We start from the raw sequence: 18408 nt of genomic DNA on the forward strand, positions 1-18408 counted from the left end.
ATGCAAACCAACCTGGCAGATTTCATCAAAGGCACGTCCGATGGCGATGAGGCGGAAGCGATCCTGCGTGCCTGCGTCCATTGCGGTTTCTGCACCGCCACCTGCCCGACTTACCAGCTGCTGGGCGATGAGCTGGACGGGCCGCGCGGCCGCATCTACCTGATCAAGCAGGTGCTGGAAGGCGCGCCTGTCACCGCCAGCACCCAGCTGCACCTGGACCGTTGCCTGACCTGCCGCAATTGCGAGAGCACCTGCCCGTCGGGCGTGAAGTATGGACGCCTGGCCGATATCGGCCGCAAGGTGGTGGAGCAGCGCGTGCCGCGCGCACTGCCGGACCGGATCAAGCGCTATGTACTGAAGGAGACGCTGCCGCGCCAGTGGCTGTTCAATCCTGCGCTGCGCATCGGCCAAGCCTTGCGGCCGCTGCTGGCCAAACCGCTGCAGGACAAATTGCCGCCGCGCCGCGCGGCAACGGTGTGGCCGGTGCGCGAGCATCAGCGCACCATGCTGGTGCTGGATGGCTGCGTGCAGCCTGGCCTGGCGCCAAATATCAATGCCGCCACGGCGCGCGTGCTCGATACGCTTGGCGTGCAGCTGCTGGCCGCGCCGCGCGCAGGCTGCTGCGGCGCGCTGCGCTTCCATCTGAACGACCAGGATGCGGCGCTCGATGATATGCGACGCAATATCGATGCCTGGTGGCCGTATGTGGAGCGGGCGGAGGCGATTGTGATGACCGCTTCCGGCTGCGGCGTCACGGTCAAGGAGTATGGGCACCTGCTGGCGCACGATGCGGCGTATGCGGAAAAGGCGGCGCGCATCAGTGCCATGACGCGCGACCTGAGCGAGATCATGCCGGAGTTCGAGGCTGAGCTGGCACGGCGCGTCCAGGCGCGGCGCGAGGGCGTCGGCATTGGCGCGGCGGCGGGCGCTGTCGCCTGGCATCCGCCGTGCACATTGCAGCACGGCCAGCAGATCCGCGGCAAGGTGGAAGGGCTGCTGCGTGCGATCGGCGTCGAGGTGCGGCTGTGCCGCGATGCGCATCTATGCTGCGGTTCGGCGGGGACGTATTCGATCCTGCAGCCGGAGCTGTCGCTGCAGCTGCGCGACCGCAAGCTGGAGGCGCTGGCGGATACTGGCGCGCAGCGCATCGTCTCGGCCAATATCGGCTGCCTGGGCCATCTTCAATCCGGCACCGAAACGCCGGTTGAGCACTGGATCGAGCTGGTCGACCGTACCCTGCATGGCTAGCCGAAAGGCTTTTCCGGCACCGGCTCGCGCTCGGCCCACTTCTCCATAATCTGCGTAATCTCCGGAACCTGCTCGAGGAACAGGTCCACCAGGCGCGGCTCGAAATGCAGGCCGCGCTGTTCGCGCATCCAGTTGGAGGCATCCTCCAGCGTCCAGGCAGGCTTGTAGGGACGCACCGACGTCAGCGCGTCAAACACGTCGGCCACCGCCACGATGCGTCCCGCCAGCGGGATATCTTCGCCTTTCAGGCGGTTCGGGTAGCCGCTGCCGTCCCATTTTTCGTGGTGGCACAGCGCCACGTCGTGCGCCACTGCCAGCATGCCGCTTTCGTGCTGGCCGATGATGTGGGCGCCGATATTGGGGTGGGTCTGCATCACCTGCCATTCCTCCGGCGTCAGGCGCGCCGGTTTTTGCAGGATGTTGTCGGGGATGCCGATCTTGCCGATATCGTGCATCGGCGCTGCGATGAACAGGTCGTCGGCAGCTTGCTCGTCCAGCCCGGCCGCCACGGCCAGCAGGCGCGTGTAATGGCTCATGCGGATCACGTGCAGGCCGGTCTCGTTGTCCTTGTATTCGGCCGCCAGGCCGAGGCGCTGCACGATGGCCAGGCGGCTGGCGCGCAGTTCGTCCATGCGCACCAGCGACAGGTGCAGCTTGACGCGCGCCTTGACCACGGCCGGGCTGACCGGTTTGCTGATGAAGTCCACGGCGCCGGCGTCGAAGCCATCCACCTCGTCGGTGGCATCGGTCAGTGCGGTGACGAAGATGACCGGGATGCCGTTGGTGGCCGGGTTGGCCTTCAGCACCCGGCACACATCGTAGCCGGTCATCTCGGGCATCATCACATCGAGCAGGATCAGGTCGGGCTTCTCGTTGACGGCCAGTTCGATGGCGCGCGCACCGTCCTTGGCGAACAGCAGGCGGTAATGGTCCTGCAGGATCTGGCGCAGCAGCTGCAGGTTGGTCGATTCGTCGTCGACGGCCAGGATGGTCGCTTGTCGGGTCATGTTGCGTTCCTTTGGGTATCCAGGCAGTCCGCCAGCAGGCCTTCCAGGGCGTCGCGGGCGGCGCTGAAGTCGAAGTCATCCAGCGCCCGCTGCAGCGTATCGAGCCGAGCCTGCGCACCGCAGCCGCGCAGCAGTGCGGCCAGCGCGGCCAGTTCCCGTTCGTCAAAGCTGCCGCGTTCGAGCGATTTCAGCATCGCTGCGCCAAGCGTGCGTAGCTGCTCCTGATCCGTTGCAGCCACGGCGGGGGGCGGCGGCGCACCGGCCGCTGTTGCTGCTGCCGCGCCGCCTGCCGCGCTGGCGGCGCCGATTGCCTCCAGCGTTTCCGCCAGGCGCTGCGCGCACAGTTCCATCAAGCCGGGCAGGGCGTCGCGGCCGTCGGGCGCCTGCAATGTACTTTCCGTGCGCCACAGCGCATCGGTCAGTTGTTCCATGCCGAGGTTGGCGGCAGCGCCGCGCAGGCGGTGCGCCAGTGCGCCGGCGGCGGCATGCTGCCCGGCCCCGATCAGGCCACGCAGCTGCTCGGCCGCATCGGCCTGCTCGCGCGCAAAGCGCTCCAGCGCGCGCTGGTAGGGCGCCTGCTGGCCGGCCCAGCGGTACAAGCCCTGCTCCGTATTCAGCACCATCCCCGAACTTGCGGCCGGTGTGGGCGCCAGGCGCGGTGCGCCGGACGGCATGCCCAGTACGCGCGCCAGCTCCAGCGTCAGCGCCGCCACGTCGACCGGCTTGGCGGCAAAGCCGTCCATGCCTGCCTCGCGTGTGGCGTCGCGGTCGCGTTCCAGCACGCTGGCCGTCATGGCCAGGATAGGCGTGCGCTTGCGACCATCGGCGACTTCGGCGGCGCGGATGCGGCGCGTTGCTTCCAGGCCGTCCATGCCGGGCATCTGTACGTCCATCAGGATGGCGTCGAACTGCGCCTCGGACGCCAGCTGCACCGCCATGGCGCCGTCGCTGGCGCCGGTAACCGTGTGCCCCAGCTTGGACAGCAGCAGCATCAGCACCTCCAGGTTCTGCGGTACATCGTCGGCCGCCAGCAGGTGCAGCGGCGGCAGCAGCGTGGGCTGGCCGCCGCTGCGGGTGGCTTCGTCGCGCGCTTCCAACAGCGGCAGCAGCACGTGGAAGGTGCTGCCTGCGCCGGGCGTGCTTTCGGCCCACAGGCTGCCGCCCATCAGTTCCACCAGCTGCTTGCAGATGGTGGTGCCAAGGCCGGTGCCGCCGAAGCGCCGGTTCATCGAGGCGTCGGCCTGTACAAAGGGTTCGAAGATGGCAGCCATGCGGTCGGGCGCAATGCCGATGCCGGTATCTGTGACGGCGAAATGCACCATGCGCCGACCGTCCTTCTGCTCGGCGCTGGCGGACAGCGCAACGCTGCCATGGCTGGTGAACTTGATGGCGTTGTCCATCAGGTTGGTCAGCACCTGGCGCACCCGCAATTCGTCGCCGTGTATCCAGTTCGGCAGCGCGGGATCGTAATGCAGCGCCATCGCCAGGCCCTTGGTCTTGGCGGCGTTGCCCATGGTGGAGGACAATTCGTCGGCCAGGGCCAGCAGGCTGAAATCGTGCAGTTCGAGTTCCACCGCGCCCTTGTCCAGCTTGGCGGTGTCGAGGATCGCGTTGAGCAGGCGCAGCAGGGAACGGCCGGCGTTGCGCACGGTATCGAGCTGGCGCCGCTGTACCGGGGTCAGCTCGCCGTGCAGCAGCACGTCGGTGAAGCCGAGGATGGAATTCATCGGCGTGCGGATCTCGTGGCTCATGTTGGCCAGGAAGGCGGCGCGTGCGGCGGCAGCCTGCTCGGCGCGCTCCTTGGCCACGCGCAGGTCGGTTTCCATCAGGCGCCGGTTGCTGATGTCGAGGATGACACCGTCCAGCAATTCCACTTTGCCGCCCGGCCCCACCACGACATTGCCGTTGCCCCAGAACCAGTGCGTGCTGCCGTCGCGATGGATGATGCGGTACTCCAGCGTGAACGGGCCACGCTGTTCGACGGCGCGCTGGGCGCCCTTCTCCACGGCGGGCCAGTCGTCGGGATGGATCATTTCCTTGAACAGGCGGCGCGGCGGGTCGCCCAGGAAATCGGCGGCGGGATAGCCGGTCATGGATTCGATGGCGTCGCTGACGAACAGCAGCGGCCAGCCCGGTTCATTGCGCGCGCGGAAGGTAATGCCGGGGATATTGCCGATCAGGGTGCGCAGCTGTTCCTCGCTGGCGCGCAGCGCCTGCTCCAGCTGGCTGGTGTGGTGGAACAGGGCGCGGTAGCGCATCATATTGTTGGCCGATGCCACCAGCGCCGTCAGCAGCGCCGTGGTCAGGGTCACGGCCAGCGCCAGGAAGCCGGCATTGGCGATGCCGCTGGCCGCGTCGAGCGGCACGCGGCCGACGAAGCGCGCCGCCGCCATGCCGGTATAGTGCATGCCGGCGATGGCGCAGCCCATGATCACGCCGGCCACAATCACTGTGCCCATTTCACCCAGGCGCCCATGCAAACCCTGCAGGCCGAAGCGCACCCACAGCGCCAGGGTCGCCAGCGCCACCGCCACCACGATGGAGAGACCGAACATCCATGGGTCGTAGCGCAGCGCCAGCGCCGAGCGCATGGCGGCCATGCCGGTGTAGTGCATGGCGCCGATGCCGGCGCCCACCAGCACGCCACCCACCAGCAGGCTGCGCAGGCTGATTTGCTTACGCCCCACCAGCGACAGCGCCACGGTCGATGCCGCGATGCTGGGCAGCATCGACATCAGGGTGATAACGGGATCGTAGGAGACCGGCGTGCACAGGTTAAACGCCAGCATGCCGATGAAGTGCATGGCCCACACGCCGCTGCCCAGCGCCAGGCTGCCGGTGGCCAGCGCCACCAGGCGCAGCGATCGCTGGGTGCCGCGCACTGCCTGGCCGGCCATTTGCAAGGCCATGCCCGAGGAGAAGCTGGCCACCACCACCGACAGGATCACCAGCCAGGGATCGTAGATGCCATAGGTCAGCAGCGCCGGGTCGGCTGGTGGGGAAAACAGCTGGATCAGGTAATCCATGGCGTGCCTGCGCCGCCGCTTTACTGGTTGAGCAGCTTGCGGATGTCGTCCGCCAGGTCTTCCGGCTTGGTGGTCGGCGCGTAGCGGTCGTGGATGCTGCCATCCTTACGGATCAGGAACTTGGTGAAGTTCCACTTGATGCCCTCCGTGCCGAGGATGCCCGGCGCATTCTTCTTCAAGTGCTTGTACAGCGGGTGGGCAGCGTCGCCGTTGACGTCGACCTTGGCGAACATGGGGAAGCTGACGCCGTAATTCTTTTCGCAGAACGCGCCGATTTCGTCGGCATTGCCGGGCTCCTGCTGGCCAAACTGGTTGCAGGGGAAGCCCAGCACCTCAAAGCCCTGGCCGGCGAATTCCTTATGCAGCTGTTCCAGGCCCTGGTACTGCGGCGTGAAGCCGCATTTGCTGGCCGTGTTCACGATCAGCAGCACCTTGCCTTTGTACTGCTGCAGGTCCACGGGTGCGCCGGACAGGCTGTCGGCGCTGAAGTCGAATACGGTCGTCATCAGATGATCCCAAGGTGTTCGGTGCCGGCCGCCAGGTCGCGGTTCTTGGCATCCTTCGATTCCAGTTTGATGGCCAGGCGCAGGTCGTTGACGGAGTCCGCGTTGCGCAGCGCGTCCTCGTAGGTAATCTGCCCAGCTTCGTACAGGTCGAACAGGGCCTGGTCGAACGTCTGCATGCCCAGTTCGCGCGAGCGCTTCATCAGTTCCTTGATCTCGTGCACCTGGCCCTTGAAGATCAGGTCCGCGATCAGCGGGGAGTTCAGCATGATCTCCACCGCCACCGCGCGCCCTTTCGCATCCTTTTTCGGGATCAGGCGCTGCGAAATCATGCCTTTCAGGTTGAGCGACAAGTCCATCAGCAGCTGCTGGCGGCGCTCTTCCGGGAAGAAGTTGATGATACGGTCCAGCGCCTGGTTGGAGCTGTTGGCGTGCAGGGTGGCCAGGCACAGGTGGCCGGTTTCGGCGAAGGCGATGGCGTGGTCCATGGTCTGGCGGTCGCGGATCTCGCCGATCTGGATCACGTCCGGCGCCTGGCGCAGGGTGTTCTTCAGCGCCACTTCCCAGTCCTCGGTATCGACGCCGACTTCGCGCTGGGTGACGATGCAGTTGCGGTGCGGGTGCACGAATTCGACCGGGTCTTCAATGGTGATGATGTGGCCGTAGCTGTTTTCGTTGCGGTGGCCGACCATCGCCGCCAGGGTGGTCGATTTACCGGAGCCGGTCGCGCCAACCATGATCACCAGGCCGCGCTTGGACATGATCACGTCCTTCAGCACCGGCGGCAGGCCCAGGTCGTCGAAGTTCGGGATCGTACTGTTGATGGTACGCAGCACCATGCCGACCGCGCTCATTTGCACGAAAGCCGAGACACGGAAACGTCCCAGGTCGCCCGGGCTGATGGCGAAGTTGGCTTCTTTGGTCTGTTCAAAGGAAGCGGTCTGTTTGTCGTTCATGATCGAACGGGCCAGGTCGGCCGTGTGCGCTGGCGTCAGGGCCTGCGCCGACACGGGCGTCATCTTGCCGTCGATCTTGATGGCCGGCGGGAAGCCGGCGGTAATGAACAGGTCCGAGCCCTTTTTGCTGACCATCAGGCGCAGCAGGTCGAACATGAATTTTGAAGCCTGGTCGCGTTCCATATCAATCAGCCTGGGAAGTTGTCTGGGATCTTGGCGGCGGAACGGGCTGCGGCCGAGGAGATCAGGTTGCGGCGGATCAGGTCCGTCAGGTTCTGGTCCAGCGTCTGCATGCCGACGTTGTTGCCGGTCTGGATCGCGGAATACATCTGCGCGATCTTGGCTTCGCGGATCAGGTTGCGGATGGCCGGCGTGCCGACCATGATTTCGTGTGCCGCCACGCGGCCGGAGCCGTCCTTGGTCTTGAGCAGGGTTTGCGAAATGACGGCCTGCAGCGATTCGGACAGCATGGCGCGCACCATTTCTTTTTCCTCCGCCGGGAAGACGTCGATGATACGGTCGATGGTCTTGGCCGCCGAGGAGGTGTGCAGGGTGCCGAACACCAGGTGGCCGGTTTCCGCCGCCGACAGCGCCAGGCGGATGGTTTCCAGGTCGCGCAATTCGCCGACCAGGATGGCGTCCGGGTCTTCCCGCAGCGCCGAGCGCAGCGCGTTGTTGAAGGACAGCGTGTGCGGGCCCACTTCGCGCTGGTTGATCAGGCACTTCTTCGATTCGTGCACGAATTCGATCGGGTCTTCGATGGTCAGGATGTGGCCATACTCGTTTTCGTTGAGATGGTTGATCATCGCTGCCAGCGTGGTCGATTTGCCGGAGCCGGTCGGGCCGGTCACCAGCACCAGGCCGCGTGGCTTCATCGCGAATTCGGCGAAGATTTTCGGCGCGTTCAGTTCTTCCAGCGACAGGATCTTCGATGGAATGGTACGCAGCACGGCAGCGGCGCCGCGCTCCTGGTTGTAGGCGTTGACGCGGAAGCGCGCCAGGCCCGGAATGGCGAAGGAGAAGTCGCATTCCAGCATTTCTTCGTACGCCTTGCGCTGGCCGTCGTTCATGATGTCATAGATCATGCCGTGCACGTCCTTGTGCTCCAGCGGCGGCAGGTTGATGCGGCGCACGTCGCCGTGCACGCGGATCATTGGCGGCAGGCCTGCAGACAGGTGCAGGTCCGATGCCTTGTTCTTGACGGAGAATGCGAGAAGTTCGGAAATGTCCATTTATAATCCCTGTGCTTTTTGATAGCCAAAAGCCTTGGCCCTGTCTCATTCGATTATGTCCACAATAGCCCACAACTTGCAAGTTGTTACTGAAGTAATTAACGTTGCCGCACAAGAAGCCCAACGCAGTCCTGGCGAAGTCCAGCTGCTGGCCGTTTCCAAGACCTTTCCGGCGCAGGCCGTGCTGGAGGCTGTGCTGGCCGGGCAGCGCGCGTTTGGCGAGAACTATGTGCAGGAAGGCGTGGACAAGATCCACGAGGTGGCGCGGCGCGGCTGCACGCCGCTGGAGTGGCATTTCATCGGTCCGATCCAGAGCAACAAGACGCGTCTTATAGCGGAAAACTTCGATTGGGTGCACACGATTGAGCGCGAAAAGATTGCGCAGCGCCTGTCCGAGCAGCGCCCCGCCGCGCTGCATCCGCTGCAAGTCTGCATCCAGGTGAATACCAGCGGGGAGGCCAGCAAAAGTGGCGTTCTTCCCGCCGAGGCGCTGGCGCTGGCCCGTACCGTGGCCACGCTGCCGCGCCTGCAACTGCGCGGCTTGATGGCCATCCCCGAGCCGGCGCAGGACTTTGAACAGCAGCGCGCGGCTTTCCGCGTGCTGCGTGAACTGTACGAACAGCTGCGCGCCGAGGGCGTGGCGCTCGATACGCTGTCGATGGGCATGTCGGCCGACATGCGGGCGGCGATCCATGAGGGCGCCACCATCGTGCGCGTGGGCAGCGCCATCTTTGGTGCACGCCAATACAACAAAGGATAAGTGATGAAGATTGCATTTGTTGGCGGCGGCAATATGGCCGCTGCCCTGATCGCCGGCCTGGCCGGCAAGCTGACCCCGGGCGCCAATATCCATGTGGTCGACCCGAACCCGGCTTCGCTGGAGGCGCTGCAGCGCCAGTACGGCGTGACGGTGGCGGCGTCGGTGGCCGATGGCGCGGCCGTGGCCGAAGCCGAGGTGCTGGTGCTGGCGGTCAAGCCGCAGGTGATGCACGAGGTGACGCAGCAGCTGTTGCCGCGGCTGCAGGCGGCGCAGGCGGCGGGACGCGCGCCGCTGGTGCTGTCGATTGCGGCCGGCATCCGCGCGGCCGACCTGGCGCGCTGGCTGGGCGGCTACCAGGCCATCGTGCGTACCATGCCGAATACGCCGGCGCTGATCGGCATGGGGGTGACGGGCATGGTGGCGTCGGCCGGCGTGACGGCAGCGCAGCGCGAGGCGGCCGACCAGATCCTGCGTGCGGTGGGCGCCACCGTCTGGCTGGACGATGAATCGAAGATCGATGCGGTGACGGCGGTGTCGGGCAGCGGCCCGGCCTATGTGTTCTATTTCATCGAGGCGATGCAGCAGGCGGCCGAGGAGCTGGGCCTGACGGCTGAGCAGGGCAGGCAGCTGGCCATGGCCACGTTCACCGGTGCGGCGCAACTGGCGCTGCAGTCGCCCGATCCGGTGCCGCTGCTGCGCGAGAAGGTGACCTCGAAGGGCGGTACTACTTATGCTGCGCTGACCAGCATGGAGGCCAGCGGCGTGAAAGCCGCCATTATCGCTGCCGTGAAAGCCGCCGCCGCGCGCGGCAAGGAACTCGGCGAGCAGCTCGGCGCCGCCGCTTAAGCCGCTTCGGCGGCGGGCGCGTCGGCCATGGCCGCCATGGCGGCATCCAGCTCGGCCGCCAGCTGCTCCAGCAGCGGCGCCACAGCGGCGGTCTGTCCGCTATCGGCCATTTTCTCAATCCGGCTGCACAAGGCGCTGAGCGCGGCGGCATTGAAATAGCCGGCGCCGCCCAGCAGGCTGTGGGCGTTCAGGCTGACGCCAGCGGCATCGCCGGCGTCCAGGCTGGCGCGGATCGCCGCCAGCAGGCGCGGGCCCTCGCGCAGGAACGCCGCGCGCGCCGCTGCGCCAGGCACATACAGCGGGGCGGATGCAGCGGCCAGGCCAAACATCCGGTCCAGTTCAGCCAGCGCAGGCGCCCCGGCGCGCGGCAGCAGTTCGATCTGGCGGCCGATTTCCGCATGCAGGCTGGCCTCGTCGATAGGCTTGGGCAGGAAACCATTGGCGCCCGCCGCCATGAAGCGCCGGCGCTCGTCGTCGGCCGCATTGGCCGTCAGCGCAATCACCGGAATCGCCGGGTTGCGCACGCCATATTCACCGGCGCGCAAATGGCGCAGGGCGGCAATGCCATCCATGCGCGGCATGCGGCTGTCCATGACCACCATGTCGAAATCGTATTCGGCCAGCCGCGCCAGCGCCGCCACCCCGTCCTCCGCGATCACCACCGAGTGGCCCATATCGGCCAGCAGTTCGCGCAGGATGATCTGGTTGGTGCTGCCGTCTTCGGCGCACAGGATGGACAGGCTGGCAGCGTGCGGGGTACGGCTTCCTGCCGTCGGCAGCAAGGCCGGCTGGCCCGCCGGCAGCGGCAGGCGCACGGTGAATGTGCTGCCCGCGCCGGGCGTACTCTGGACGTCGATGCTGCCGCCCAGGGTGTCGACGATGTTTTTGCAGATCGCCAGGCCCAGGCCGGCGCCGCCGTATTTGCGCGCGGTCGCGCTGTTGGCCTGCTCGAACTTGCGGAACAGGCGCTGCATGGCTTCGCCGTCGATGCCGATGCCGCTGTCGCGCACCTGCAGCAGGATGCCGCCTTCGGGCGCGACGGCGGCGCTCAAGCGCACTTCGCCGTGTTCGGTGAATTTGACGCCGTTGCCGACCAGGTTCATGACCACCTGGCGCAGGCGCACCGGATCGCCCTGCCACCATTGCGGCAAATCGGGCGGCAGTTCGGCCACCAGCGAAATACCCTTGGTCTCGGCGCGGTCGGCCAGCAGCACCACGACGTCATTGAGCAGTGCCGGCAAGTCGAAGTCGATAGTCTCGAACGGCATCTTGCCCGCTTCCAGGCGCGAAAAATCGAGGATGTCGTTAATGATATGCAGCAGCACTTCCGCGTTGCCCAGGCTGATGCGCAGCTTGTTGCGGGTGTCGGGCGACAGGCTGGCATCCTTTTTCGCCAGGCGCAGCATGCCGATCACGCCACCCAGCGGGGTGCGCACCTCGTGGCTGATCATGGCCAGGAACTCGCTCTTTTGTTCGTTGGATTCTTCCGCCGCCTTTTGCGCCGCCATCGACTGGCGCAGCGCGGCGAGCTGGGATTCCAGCTTGGCGTGGGCCGCGCGCTGGCGCTCCAGCGCACCTTCCAGGCCATGCAGCAGGAAGGCGCAGGACACCACCAGCAGCGACGCCACCAGCAGGAAGTTGGTGGACAGGATGGTCCAATGCAGCAGGGGCGGTCCGCTTTCGGCGGCCAGGCCATGCGGGATGCCGCCGAAGTAGCCGGCCAGGAACAGGGTGGCGCTGCAGGCGCCCAGTGCCAGCGTTGCGGCGCGGCTGCCCATCAGCACAGTGCACAGCACCGGCACGGCCAGCAGGTAGATCTGGGTCATCGCGCCCAGCGTGAACAGCAAGGCCACCGCGATCAGGTAGACCACGGCCAGGAAAATCGTCGCCCGGTAGCGGTAGGCGATGCCGCGGCGCATGTGCAGCAGCGCCACGGCGACTACGCCGAGCAGGTCGGCGGCCGCCAGGCCCCACAGTCCGCACGCCGCGCTGTACCAGACACTGGGCAGGCCGAATAGCAGTCCCAGATAGCACGATGCCGCGCACAGCCCGTTGAGCAGGCTGCGGCGCCAGGCGCTGATGTGCTCGGCATTGGCTGCGCGCAGGGCGCCAAAACGGGCGGCAATGTTATCTGGCATGCAACGGAAGTTAAACGACAAAAAGTCGATTCTAACACCGCGACTATCCAGGATTACATCGCCTTTTCTTACATATTGACGCGCAGTTCAAGCCCTACCTGGCGCGGGCGGTTGACCGACGCATAGGGTGTCCCAAGTACGCTGGCGGTAGTGTTGCCAATCCCGGTCACATAACGCTTGTCGAACACGTTGTTGACGAACAACGCCGCAGCCCACTTGTGGCTGGCTGCTTCATAACCGGCGCGCAAGTCGGTGCGCTGGGTGGAGCTGCCGACACGGAAGCGCGGCGTGACCAGGCAGGCGCCTTGCAGCGCGTCGGCATTGCAGCGGGTGGCGCCGCTATAGGCATGCTGCAGCGTGAAATTCAGGTCGCCGCCGGCCACGTCGCGCACCCAGTAGTCGGCGCCGAAGGCGCTGGTCCACTTCGGCGTGCCGACCGGCTGGCCATCGAGCTTGACGCCATCGCTGGTGGTGAAGGTCTTGTAGGTCTGGTCGATGTAGGCGGCGCTCAGGTTCAGGCGCAGGTCGCGCATCGGCTGCCAGCGCGCTTCGAAGTCCAGGCCTTGCGCCTCCTGGTCGCTGCTGGTGACCTGGTAAGTCGGGATCGCCGAGCCGTTGTTTACCAGCGCCAGCGACTGCAGGTTGCTGAACTTGTAGTGGTAGAGCGAGGCATTCACCAGCAGCTTGTACTGGCGGTAGTAGTTCTTCATGCCCACTTCGTAGTTCCACACTTTCTCCGGCTCGTAGGTGGCATTGACCTGCAGCGCGTTGAAGCCGCCCGACTGGTAGCCCTTGGCGATCGAGCCGTAGACCATCATGTCCTCATTGAGCTTGTAGTCCAGCACCGCGCGCGGGCTGGTGTCGTTCCACTTGTTGCGCTTCTCCAGCGGCTTGGCGGTGGCGCCGGCGCTGGTGAACTCGATGTTCTGGGTCATGGCGCCCAGCGCCATCATCATCTCCATTTCGGAAATGGCGCCCATGCCAACCAGGGCATCGAAGAAGCCCAGGCCCTGCAGGCGCTGGAGCGAGCTATCGAGCGCATTGGCGCTGCGCGTTGGGCTATACCAGCTGAAGCGCTTGTCGTCCCTGGTATAGCGCACGCCGGTGGTCAGGTTCAGCCTGGGCGCCAGGTGCCAGATCACGTCGCCGTAGATGGCGCTGGCCTTGTAGCGGCCCGCCACATGCATGTTCTCCTGCCACGAGTTGCCGAGCAGGCCGGCCGGGATGCCGGCCATGGCGCCGGCGCCTTCCAGCAGGCTGAAGACCGGCATGCCGGCGACGTTGCCGAAGATGGTGTCGAGCGTATTGGTGTTGGTGTTGACCTGGCTGGTCTGGTTGGCTTTCTCGTGATAGAAGCTCAGGCCCGTCACCCAGTCGGCCATGCCGGTATTGCCGGACAGGCGGAATTCCTGCTGCCAGCTGCGGTTGCGCTCCGCGTTCTCAGTATCGACGTAGTGCGTGATGCGGTTGGTGCCATCGTTGTCCTGGCGGTTGCGCGAGTCGAAGCGGCGCATGGCGCTGGTGGAATTGAAGGTGGCCCAGCCCAGCGGCACTTCGATGCGCAGCGTGCCGCCGTGGAAGTCGCGCGTTTCGCCATTGTTGATGGCGTCGTTGAAGACCGGCGCCGTGCGCGGGTCGAGGTAGTTGGCCGGATTGGCCGGCACCGCCGGCACGCCGGCAATCAGGCCGATGGCGGGACGCGCCATATGGTCGAGCTTTTCCGCTTCGACCGACAGCAGCACCTTGGCGCGCGCCGGGGCGTCCCAGCGCAGGGTGGCGCGCACGCCGCTGTCGGTGCCGTGCTGCAGCGAGGCGCCGGTTTTTGCGTCTTTCAGGAAGCCGTCGCTGCCATGGTGCACGGCGCTGATGCGCAGGGCGGTGCTGTCGGACAGCGGCGCATTGGCCAGCAGCTCCACATTGCGCGTCTGGTATTTGCCGTAGCGCAGGCGCGCTTCCAGCTCGTTCTCGCGTCCCGGTTCGCGCGTCACCACCGAAATGGCGCCGCCGGCGCTGTTGCGTCCGAACAGGGTGCCCTGCGGGCCCTTCAGCACTTCGATGCGCTGCACGTCGTTGAAGTTCATCACCGCGCCGCCGGTCTTGCCGGCATACACGCCATCGATATACATGCCGACCGGCGCGTCGGTGCCGATGCCGAAGTCGCCGGTGCCGATGCCGCGCAGCGACATCGAGGGCTGGGTCGGCTGCTCGGCGCTGACTGACAGGCCGGGGATGTAGCCGTCCATTTCGGCCAGGTTGGGGGCGGCCAGCTTGTCGATCTGGTCGGCGCCGATGATCTGCAGCGCGATCGGCACGTCCTGCGCCTGCTGCGTGCGGTTCTGGGCGGTGACCACCACCACATGGGTTTCCTCTTTCGGCGCCGGGTCGGCGGCGATGGCGGCGCCGCTGCAGACGAGCAGCGCGCTGGAAATGCTGGACGACAGGACTTTCTTGCGAAGCTTCATGCGGTCTCCCCTCGGTTTTTATTAGTTGCAGCTTTCGTTCATCGCACCGATCCATTCGCGGATCAGTTCCACGCCTTCGCGGTGCGAGGTGGTGCGTCCCAGCTCCGGCATCATCACGCCCGTCTCGGTCGACTTGAGGCGGAACACGAAGATCGAGTCGTCCGGTTTGCCCGGATTGATGCCGAAAGAGTTGCCGCCGGTGCCGGCGCCCGCCGCCACCGGCGGCTTGCACAGGCCCAGGTGCTGGTTGGCCGGCGCGCCGATTTCGAGGTGCAGCGCCGTGGTGTTGGCCGTGCCCTTCTTGTTGTGGCAGTGGGCGCAATTGATATCGAGATAGGCGCGGGCGCGCGCGTCGACGGTGGCGCCCTTGTCGCGCCAGTCGGCGTTGCGCGGCGCTTCGGCGGCGGACGGTGCGCCGGACAGGTAGCCTGCCTGGGCCAGCTTTTCCAGCTGCCCATCGAGGTTGATGTGGCGCGCCTTCAGGCCGAGCGGTTCGAACTTCTTGCTCTTCAGGTCGGCCACGTGGCAGGAGGCGCACTGGTTCACGTTCGGCACCACATAAGTGAAGCGCTGCTTGCCCTGCGCCGACACCATCTCCATCGGGATCTGGTCGCCGGTGCGTTTCAGCTCGGCCTCGGTCTGCTGTTCATTCCAGACATAGGGCAGGGCGATCCAGCCTTCGGCGCGGCGCACCAGCAGGCGGGTTTCCATCAGCCGCACCTTGCTCAGATCTAGCTGGCTGGTGTCGCCCTTGTCGTCGGTGGCTTGCACGACTTGGCTGCTGCCTTCGCGCGGATAGTAGAAGGTCTTGCTGATGATGGTGCCGACCGGGAAGTCGAAGGCGGTATCGGCGTTATAATTTGCCGACACGCCTTTCGGCATCCATACCGTGCGCAGCTTGTGCGCGTAGTCGCTGAACAGCGGCGTATTCAGGGTGTAGGGCAGAACTTCCTTGTTCAGCATCAGCTGGCCTTCGCTGGCGGCCATGAGGCGCCAGGCGCTGAGTTTTTCGGGGCGGCCTTCGGCGATGAAGTTCACAGGTTCGGCAGGCGGGGCAGGGCTGCGGGCGCACGACGCGAGGACGAGCGCGCACGCAGCCATGCCAACCGCCCGCAGGGGGCGGAAAGCAAGGACGTCAAACATCATCAGGATTGCGAGCTGAGTTGAGGGATGGTGACCGGCGGCAGTTTGGCCAGCTGGCAGCGGTGCGGCGCCGAATCGGCTTTCGGGTTCTTGTACTTGTTGGGGCCATCGGCGTTCAATACTTCCGCGCCGTCCTGCACGCAGATGCGCGCCTCGGCCGGCATCACGCCATTCTTGGCCAAGGCATTGTCGGCATAGCCGTCCCACAGCACGTCGGGCAGGTGGCCGGACAGGCCGTACAGCGCCACCTTGAGCGCCACCAGGTCCAGGCCGTCCGGCGAATCGCCGCCGCCCTTGAAGCGGTTGCCGTAGACGTAGATCGCCTTTGGATACGGATCGTAATCCTTGGCCACGCCTTTCTCGGTGAAGTAGCCGGTCGAGTGGTAGCTGGAAATGATCACGTTGGCGGTCTTGTTGTTGGCGATGTCGTTGTCGAAGATCTCCACCTTGGAATTGGAGTTGATCACCACGCCCGAACCGGCCGGTACGCTGGCCACGGCGGTGCCCTTGGCGGCGAAGTTGCCCAGGTTGTTGTTCTCGACCTTGTTCTTGAACACGCGGGTGCTGTGGCCAGGCTGCTGGAGGTTGGGCATATTGAACACCAGGATGCCGCCGGTATTGTTGGTGGCCACGTTGTCGTACACGTCGGCGTTGATGGTGTTCTCGATCTCGATGCCGGCCACATTGGCTTCGGCGCGCGAATTGCGCACCACCACGTTCTGCGACTGGCCGACGTAGATGCCGGCGTCGGACGCGGCAATCGCCACGCAATCCTCGATCAGCACATTTTTGGTCTTGACCGGGTAAATGCCGTAGGCGCCATTGGTCACCTTGGAGCCGCCGGTCCATTGCACCTTCACGCTGCGGATGGTGATGTGGTCGCCGTCGTTGATCTTCAGCCCATCGCCCTTGGAATCCTCAATGGTCAGGCCTTCGATGGTGAAATTGTTACCGTAGACCAGCAAGCCCTCCGGCCCGGTGATTTGCGGTTTGAAGGAGAGGACGGTCTTGTCCATCCCGGCGCCGCGTATCGTCACGCCGTCGGCCCGCAACTGCAAGCCGCTGGTAAATTTGTACTTGCCCGCTGGGATTTCAATCACCGAGCCGGGTTTGGCGTCGAGCAATTGCTCCTGGAGCTGTTTCTGGAAAGCGATGTCGGCCGCCGAAGCTGGCGCCGGCATGGAGGGCGTGGTTTTGGTACAGGCCGACAGCAGGCCGCACAGCGCAAGGGCGCCGATGGCTTTCAACATACATTCTCCTGACTGTTGTAGGGATGCAGCAGCGCAGCCAGTATATCTGTCCGATATTAAACTGTTATGTCCAGGATCGGCCAAATGCGGTGCTAGTATCGGCCAGAATGAAAGCGCCGGTTACAGTTGCCATCTATGTGGGAAACGATTGCTGGGGAGGCTTGGCCTTGCTGGCGCGGGAAGGCTTTGCCATCGCCGGCACGTTGCATGCGCGCAATGCGGATTTGCAGGCGTCGGAACTGTTCCGCGTGCGGCTGGTGGCGGAGCACCAAGCGCCGGTGCGCTCCTTCACTGGCCCCGCCTTGCAGCCGGAGCTGACCCTGGCCGAAATGACCGCGCCGCAGGTTGTGATCGTGCCGCCGTTCTACCTGCCGCTGGCCACCCGCAGTCCGCTGTCGCCCGCGCTGGCGGGCTGGCTGCAGCAGGTGCATGCGTCCGGCGCGCTGATGGTGGGCATGGCGGGCGGCGTGCGCCTGCTGGCCGAAGCGGGTTTGCTCGATGGCCGCGAGGTGACCGGCAACCTGTCCGACCAGCGCGTGTTCGCCCACCACTATCCCGAGGTGCGATTTACGCCCGATGCGCCGCTGCTGATCGATGGCCGCATCATCACCGCCGGTTCGGTCAATCCCTGCCTGGACGCGTGCAGCTATCTGGTCGGCCATTTCTACGGCGAAGCGGCGGCGCACAAATTCGGCCGCTACACCAACACGGTGACCCAGCCCAATTATGAACGCGTGGCGATCCGCAATACGGTACTCAAGCAGCACGGCGACCAGCGCATCCGCCAGGCGCAGGAATACATTGAACGCTGCTTCAAACAGGACCTGACCGTGGAGGGCGCGGCGCAGCGCAGCGCCATGAGCGTGCGCAATTTCTCACGCCGCTTCCAGCAGGCGGTGGGCATGCCGCCGCATATCTACATTGCCCGCTGCCGCAGTGAATACGCCAAGGAGCTGCTGGTCCGGCCGGGACTTTCGCTGCTGCAGGTGGCGCTGCAATCGGGCTTTCGCAGCGAGGCCATGCTGCGGCGGGCCTTCAGCCAGCAATTCGACATGTCGCCGGCAGCCTACCGCGCCATCAGCGCTCAATCGCCGGCCAGGTATTTCTGATAGATGGCCTGGAAACGGCCGCTGTCTTTCAGGTGCCGTAAGCCGGCGTTGAAATCGTCGCGGATCATGGGGTCGCGGAACACGGGACGGTAATCCATGGGATTCAACTTGACGAAGGCATGCTCGGTGATGGGCTTGGGATGGAAGGATTTATTCAGCTTCAGCTGCAGCGTAAAATACTTGAAGATATTGCGGTCGCTGAGCACCACGTCGTAGCGGCCGCGGTCCAGCGTCAGGACTTGCAAGGCCTGGTCATTCTGCTCGTAATAGCGGCCGCCTTTGCGCACCGGATCGAGCCACTCGGGGTAGCGCTTGGCGGCGCCGACAAAGGAAATCACGGTCAGGCCCTGCAAGTCTTCCGGTTTGGTGATATGCAGCTTGCGCTCTTTCAGCGTGATGAAGACATTGTCGTAGAACACTGCCGGGTTGCCGTAATGCGCACCCCAGGCCGACATGTCCTCGCCCAGGTCGGTCATGGCGGCATCCACTTCGCCGGCCTTGAAGGCGACCGGGATGCGGGCAAACGAGTAGTAGCGCGGTTTCAGCACATGGCCGCGGAAAGCCAGCGCTTCCCGCATCACTTCCAGCTCGATGCCGGAATCGGTTTCCGGAAAACAGAAGGGCGGGATCTTTTCGCCAAAGGCCATTGTCACTTCGACCGCCAGTGCGGCCTGCGCCAGCAAGGCCAGCACGGCGGCGAGTTTGAGTTGGGCGGCCAGGCTCATGGT

14 protein-coding genes are annotated in these 18408 nt (G+C 65.2%); 4 read left to right on the plus strand and 10 right to left on the minus strand.

Annotated features, from left to right (window positions below):
- Positions 1 to 1248 carry a glycolate oxidase subunit GlcF gene (gene glcF / locus AAHE99_RS18495; protein ID WP_342118814.1) on the plus strand — a complete coding sequence of 416 codons (1248 nt, stop codon included), beginning with the start codon at positions 1 to 3 and terminating at the stop codon, positions 1246 to 1248.
- Here the strand turns inward: glcF and AAHE99_RS18500 are convergent.
- The 5 genes from AAHE99_RS18500 to AAHE99_RS18520 are packed head-to-tail and all read right to left on the minus strand — an operon-like array spanning position 1245 to position 7972.
- On the minus strand, positions 1245 to 2255 hold the full coding sequence (locus AAHE99_RS18500) for a response regulator (protein WP_342118815.1): 1011 nt from the start codon (positions 2253 to 2255) through the stop codon (positions 1245 to 1247). The two genes, glcF and AAHE99_RS18500, sit on opposite strands and share 4 nt — an antisense overlap.
- Positions 2252 to 5281, minus strand: coding sequence for an MHYT domain-containing protein (locus AAHE99_RS18505; protein WP_342118816.1), 3030 nt, complete (start codon positions 5279 to 5281; stop codon positions 2252 to 2254). The genes AAHE99_RS18500 and AAHE99_RS18505 overlap by 4 nt, the downstream gene beginning before the upstream one ends.
- A 20-nt stretch (positions 5282 to 5301) precedes the next feature.
- Entirely contained in the window at positions 5302 to 5787 is a 486-nt protein-coding gene (locus tag AAHE99_RS18510; RefSeq protein WP_342118817.1) for a glutathione peroxidase, read from the minus strand.
- A complete protein-coding gene (locus AAHE99_RS18515) occupies positions 5787 to 6923 on the minus strand; it encodes a PilT/PilU family type 4a pilus ATPase (protein ID WP_342118818.1) in 1137 nt (378 codons plus the stop codon). The genes AAHE99_RS18510 and AAHE99_RS18515 overlap by 1 nt, the downstream gene beginning before the upstream one ends.
- 5 nt (positions 6924 to 6928) lie before the next feature.
- Complete coding sequence (locus tag AAHE99_RS18520; RefSeq protein WP_342118819.1) at positions 6929 to 7972, minus strand: type IV pilus twitching motility protein PilT; 1044 nt, start codon at positions 7970 to 7972, stop codon at positions 6929 to 6931.
- Positions 7973 to 8027: 55 nt separating this feature from the next.
- Here AAHE99_RS18520 and AAHE99_RS18525 point away from each other — a divergent pair, with 55 nt between their 5' ends.
- Complete coding sequence (locus tag AAHE99_RS18525; protein ID WP_342118820.1) at positions 8028 to 8732, plus strand: YggS family pyridoxal phosphate-dependent enzyme; 705 nt, start codon at positions 8028 to 8030, stop codon at positions 8730 to 8732.
- Positions 8733 to 8735: 3 nt separating this feature from the next.
- On the plus strand, positions 8736 to 9578 hold the full coding sequence (proC, locus tag AAHE99_RS18530) for a pyrroline-5-carboxylate reductase (protein WP_342118821.1): 843 nt from the start codon (positions 8736 to 8738) through the stop codon (positions 9576 to 9578).
- Here the strand turns inward: proC and AAHE99_RS18535 are convergent.
- The 4 genes from AAHE99_RS18535 to AAHE99_RS18550 form a co-directional block, all read right to left on the minus strand.
- On the minus strand, positions 9575 to 11716 hold the full coding sequence (locus AAHE99_RS18535) for an ATP-binding protein (RefSeq protein ID WP_342118822.1): 2142 nt from the start codon (positions 11714 to 11716) through the stop codon (positions 9575 to 9577). The genes proC and AAHE99_RS18535 overlap by 4 nt on opposite strands.
- Positions 11717 to 11784: 68 nt before the next feature.
- Positions 11785 to 14178 carry a TonB-dependent receptor gene (locus tag AAHE99_RS18540; protein WP_342118823.1) on the minus strand — a complete coding sequence of 798 codons (2394 nt, stop codon included), beginning with the start codon at positions 14176 to 14178 and terminating at the stop codon, positions 11785 to 11787.
- A gap of 21 nt (positions 14179 to 14199) precedes the next feature.
- On the minus strand, positions 14200 to 15324 hold the full coding sequence (locus tag AAHE99_RS18545) for an SO2930 family diheme c-type cytochrome (protein ID WP_342118824.1): 1125 nt from the start codon (positions 15322 to 15324) through the stop codon (positions 14200 to 14202).
- Complete coding sequence (locus AAHE99_RS18550) at positions 15324 to 16571, minus strand: parallel beta-helix domain-containing protein (protein WP_342118825.1); 1248 nt, start codon at positions 16569 to 16571, stop codon at positions 15324 to 15326. The genes AAHE99_RS18545 and AAHE99_RS18550 overlap by 1 nt, the downstream gene beginning before the upstream one ends.
- A 167-nt stretch (positions 16572 to 16738) precedes the next feature.
- Between AAHE99_RS18550 and AAHE99_RS18555 the strand changes: the two genes are divergently transcribed.
- Positions 16739 to 17680, plus strand: coding sequence for a GlxA family transcriptional regulator (locus tag AAHE99_RS18555; RefSeq protein WP_342118826.1), 942 nt, complete (start codon positions 16739 to 16741; stop codon positions 17678 to 17680).
- On the opposite strand, the gene AAHE99_RS18560 is transcribed toward AAHE99_RS18555, so the two are convergent.
- Positions 17656 to 18405 (minus strand): substrate-binding periplasmic protein, encoded by a 750-nt coding sequence (locus tag AAHE99_RS18560; protein ID WP_342118827.1) that lies wholly within the window; start codon positions 18403 to 18405, stop codon positions 17656 to 17658. The two genes, AAHE99_RS18555 and AAHE99_RS18560, sit on opposite strands and share 25 nt — an antisense overlap.
- Positions 18406 to 18408: the final 3 nt, after the last annotated feature.

The organism is Pseudoduganella sp. OTU4001 (genome assembly GCF_038440195.1).
Lineage (GTDB): Bacteria > Pseudomonadota > Gammaproteobacteria > Burkholderiales > Burkholderiaceae_D > Rugamonas.

What these genes read in the sequence shown, in the direction of transcription:
- glcF (WP_342118814.1), top strand. Translation starts at nt 1, where the DNA reads ATGCAAACCAACCTGGCAGATTTCATCAAAGGCACGTCCGATGGCGAT.
- AAHE99_RS18500 (WP_342118815.1), bottom strand. Translation starts at nt 2,255, where the DNA reads ATGACCCGACAAGCGACCATCCTGGCCGTCGACGACGAATCGACCAAC.
- AAHE99_RS18505 (WP_342118816.1), bottom strand. Translation starts at nt 5,281, where the DNA reads ATGGATTACCTGATCCAGCTGTTTTCCCCACCAGCCGACCCGGCGCTG.
- AAHE99_RS18510 (WP_342118817.1), bottom strand. Translation starts at nt 5,787, where the DNA reads ATGACGACCGTATTCGACTTCAGCGCCGACAGCCTGTCCGGCGCACCC.
- AAHE99_RS18515 (WP_342118818.1), bottom strand. Translation starts at nt 6,923, where the DNA reads ATGGAACGCGACCAGGCTTCAAAATTCATGTTCGACCTGCTGCGCCTG.
- AAHE99_RS18520 (WP_342118819.1), bottom strand. Translation starts at nt 7,972, where the DNA reads ATGGACATTTCCGAACTTCTCGCATTCTCCGTCAAGAACAAGGCATCG.
- AAHE99_RS18525 (WP_342118820.1), top strand. Translation starts at nt 8,028, where the DNA reads ATGTCCACAATAGCCCACAACTTGCAAGTTGTTACTGAAGTAATTAAC.
- proC (WP_342118821.1), top strand. Translation starts at nt 8,736, where the DNA reads ATGAAGATTGCATTTGTTGGCGGCGGCAATATGGCCGCTGCCCTGATC.
- AAHE99_RS18535 (WP_342118822.1), bottom strand. Translation starts at nt 11,716, where the DNA reads ATGCCAGATAACATTGCCGCCCGTTTTGGCGCCCTGCGCGCAGCCAAT.
- AAHE99_RS18540 (WP_342118823.1), bottom strand. Translation starts at nt 14,178, where the DNA reads ATGAAGCTTCGCAAGAAAGTCCTGTCGTCCAGCATTTCCAGCGCGCTG.
- AAHE99_RS18545 (WP_342118824.1), bottom strand. Translation starts at nt 15,324, where the DNA reads ATGATGTTTGACGTCCTTGCTTTCCGCCCCCTGCGGGCGGTTGGCATG.
- AAHE99_RS18550 (WP_342118825.1), bottom strand. Translation starts at nt 16,571, where the DNA reads ATGTTGAAAGCCATCGGCGCCCTTGCGCTGTGCGGCCTGCTGTCGGCC.
- AAHE99_RS18560 (WP_342118827.1), bottom strand. Translation starts at nt 18,405, where the DNA reads ATGAGCCTGGCCGCCCAACTCAAACTCGCCGCCGTGCTGGCCTTGCTG.